The sequence below is a fragment of the Blautia sp. DFI.3.45 genome (assembly GCF_020593505.1).
Classification (GTDB): Bacteria; Bacillota; Clostridia; order Lachnospirales; family Lachnospiraceae; genus Blautia_A; species Blautia_A wexlerae.
Genome location: NZ_JAJDMI010000095.1, coordinates 1 through 3,103, shown reverse-complemented (window position 1 = coordinate 3,103; position 3,103 = coordinate 1). Strand labels below are relative to the sequence as shown.

At 32.2% G+C, this 3,103-nt stretch carries 3 protein-coding genes; all 3 read right to left on the bottom strand.

Annotated elements, in window-relative coordinates; translation table 11 throughout:
* Window positions 1-369: 369 nt before the first annotated feature.
* A complete protein-coding gene (locus LJE09_RS16880; protein WP_227311585.1) occupies window positions 370-1,896 on the bottom strand; it encodes a hypothetical protein in 1,527 nt (508 codons plus the stop codon).
* Window positions 1,886-2,539, bottom strand: coding sequence for a restriction endonuclease (locus tag LJE09_RS16875; RefSeq protein ID WP_227311584.1), 654 nt, complete (start codon window positions 2,537-2,539; stop codon window positions 1,886-1,888). Before LJE09_RS16875 ends, LJE09_RS16880 begins: the two co-directional genes overlap by 11 nt.
* A 71-nt stretch (window positions 2,540-2,610) precedes the next feature.
* Entirely contained in the window at window positions 2,611-2,772 is a 162-nt protein-coding gene (locus tag LJE09_RS16870) for a hypothetical protein (protein WP_182795146.1), read from the bottom strand.
* Between the last annotated feature and the right edge of the window lie 331 nt (window positions 2,773-3,103).

Here is a 3,103-nt window from a genome sequence, read left to right as displayed (position 1 = left end):
CATTATGAACTACAAAACGGCAAATGTATAGTTACCCAAGAATTAAGCGCTTACCATATATCACTCTGATGACACAGAATAGCAAGACAATTCGAATTATATTTCTGCCAAAATGTACGCAGAAAAACTGTGCTTTTTATGTCGTTTTTTACACGTTTTTTCTGCGTATTTTGGTATTATCCGGCAAAACAAAATCGGCTTTAGCGATGATATTCAGTGGATATTTTCACATAGACCGACCTTGGTGGGTATCCCCCCTGTTTAATTCTGCGAAAATTCGCACGAAGGGGGCCATCGGTCTAATATAGAAATAGACGCAGAGAACTCTTATCCCCCTACCTTATTATCCATACAGAGTGCCAAAACATATTATATTGCTTTCTTCAAACCTGTTATATAATTTGCAAATGAAGCATACATCTCCTCTGTTATAGATTTATGCAACTTTAATTCTTTTTCAGTAGCTACTAACTCTTCAAATGCTATATTATGAACACACTTATTAAAATCAAGTCTTTGCAATACTTTTTTAGTATACGGTCTTTTTGCATCCCGGAAGGATATACTAAGCAAGAATTTTTGTACTCTTGAACTATTTAACAGAAGCATACAAGTATACGCATCTGAATAATTATCAAATGACAGAAAATATGATGTATCATCAACCATAATCGGATGCTCTATTTTATTCTCATTATAAAGTAATGCAAATAACGGTCTCTTATAAAAACCAGAAATCCCCACTTTATATTTTGCATATGAATAATCACCAACTCCAAACATACTAAATGCTGGAGCACCTTTGTAAATACTACTTCTTCTAGAATCAAATACATCTTTTCTATCACATAAATACTTCCATGTTTTTGGTGCTAAAGCTTCAATATAATTGGTTTCTTCCCTTGCCTTTTTTTGAGTAACAATAACATATTTTGTAAAATCCGAATTAATAATCGGTTTTTTAAATGAACTACTTTTCATTAATGGAAAAACAAGCAAATCTTCTAATTCAACTTTCTCTTTATTCTTATTTTTGTAATTGTTCTTACCTTGCTTCTCTAATTCCATTACCCCCGCACAATCATGCTTAACTCCTTGTCTCCATTCAAATACACTCTCGCCATCTAAATCTAAAACATCATCATCTAAATTACTCAGTTTTCCATTTTGAAAAGAAATTCTTCCAGAAATAGTATTTGGGGGTTCGATGTCATAAACCTCACACTCCCGACATTTTGAATTTGATGTAGACATTTTAATGTATAATAAACATGCTGGTGCACTAATCCCAAAAACCTTTGAAGAATCAAAATTATATATTCTAAGGTCATCAACACATACATCATTTCTATCAAGTTCAAGTAATACATTTCGTGCAACAGATGTTTTACAGAGCATTGCAATAGCAACATTCTTATTAACAGACTTTTCTATCAATTTTAATATTATATATTCACATATATCAAAATTACTTGCACCTGTTATAGCATCAGTTCCGCTTAACCTTTTAAAATTCTCCTTTTCTGGTAAATTAAAATTCAATTCAGAATTTGTCGCCCAAGGCGGATTCCCAAGAAACAATGTTTCCGTTTCCCCAACATATTTCTCTATTTTATATGTAAAAAAGTTATCATTTACAATATGTAACCTATCATCAGATATACGCTTTTTGCATTCATCACAATATTCTGGATTTATTTCTACGCCGACAATTTTTTTTATTGTAGAAAATGTATTCAAGGCAGCCTTAATAAAATTACCCAAACCAGATGTTGGTTCTATTACAACCTCTGGATTTAACTTGAGTTCATTGTAAAGCAAACTGCAAATAGTTTCTGCAAACTGATTTGGGGTTTGATAGTCACCAAATTCCTTCTTCAAATCACTACCATTCATAATTTAAAACCCCATTTACTGTATTGTCCAATGCAATTACTCTGGCATATTGCAATCTCCACTGTAAAGCATTACTAATTGTTAAATATCCTTGCTCTGGTTTATTACACAATATTTCGTCTGCTAAATCGGAATACACTATATCATCACCTGGAACATTTTTATCAACTAAAAAACCAATGATATCTTCTTTATTTGCACCATCATCTACCATTTCTCTTAATCGTTTTGTAATAGTATAATCAGCGGTTCTAGACTTATCAATAAATGTACAATACTTGAAATCCAAAGTACATGAATTTGCTGTATCTTTCTTATCATAAACAAAGACTAAAATGTTATATCCTAATCCAAATATCTTCTGACGTGCATTTTTAAACGGACAACTACTCTGTGGCTGAACAATACTTGTAACCTTTATATCCGTTTCTATCTCCGCTCCTGGTAGATCAATTCCCCTGGCACTGCTTCCAATCTCAATTTCATATTTACTGGAAATATAGTCTTGAAATCTGTGTTCAACATATGTTCCTACCGCTTTACCATCAGTCACTCCAATAAGTGAAGAATGATTTTCCTTTTTCATAAGTTCACAAAATATTTTAGCTTCTTTTTTTAAATCACTTATATCCATAACCTTCATTTCATCTCATCCTCCAAGGTAAATTATGCGATGTTATTGTAACACATTACTTTCTTTTAATAAAGTAATGATTATATTTTACACACATCGACTGCATTCCAACTATCCTCCCAATTTACACCTTCTGGTAGTAATGCAAGATGCTCTGCCTTTTTTATTGCTTCATCTTCCGTCTCCGCTTCAATCTGAATTGAACCCATTTTCATTATTGTTACATCCCATATTTTCTCCATAGTCATTCTCCTCTCTTAACCTATCAATTGCAAATCTTATTACTTCCGACTTAGTCATATTAAGCAAGCGACAATATGTCTCCAATCTAGTTTTAGTTCTCTCATCCATTCTCAACGAATACACATATTCCTTATTATTTTTTCCTTTTGGTCGACCTATATTACTCATTTAATTCACCTCATATATGTAGTATACTTTTTGCATTACAAAAAGTCAAGAAGAATCGAACAGTTGTTCGTTACGTTTGTAGAAAAATACTCCAACTAACCTGCGATGGTTAAATGAATTTTTAAATTCTACCTTGCAAGAGTAAATTCTATACCTGTAGAA

What these genes read in the sequence shown, in the direction of transcription:
- LJE09_RS16875 (WP_227311584.1), bottom strand. Translation starts at nt 2,539, where the DNA reads ATGAAGGTTATGGATATAAGTGATTTAAAAAAAGAAGCTAAAATATTT.
- LJE09_RS16870 (WP_182795146.1), bottom strand. Translation starts at nt 2,772, where the DNA reads ATGGAGAAAATATGGGATGTAACAATAATGAAAATGGGTTCAATTCAG.
- LJE09_RS16880 (WP_227311585.1), bottom strand. Translation starts at nt 1,896, where the DNA reads ATGAATGGTAGTGATTTGAAGAAGGAATTTGGTGACTATCAAACCCCA.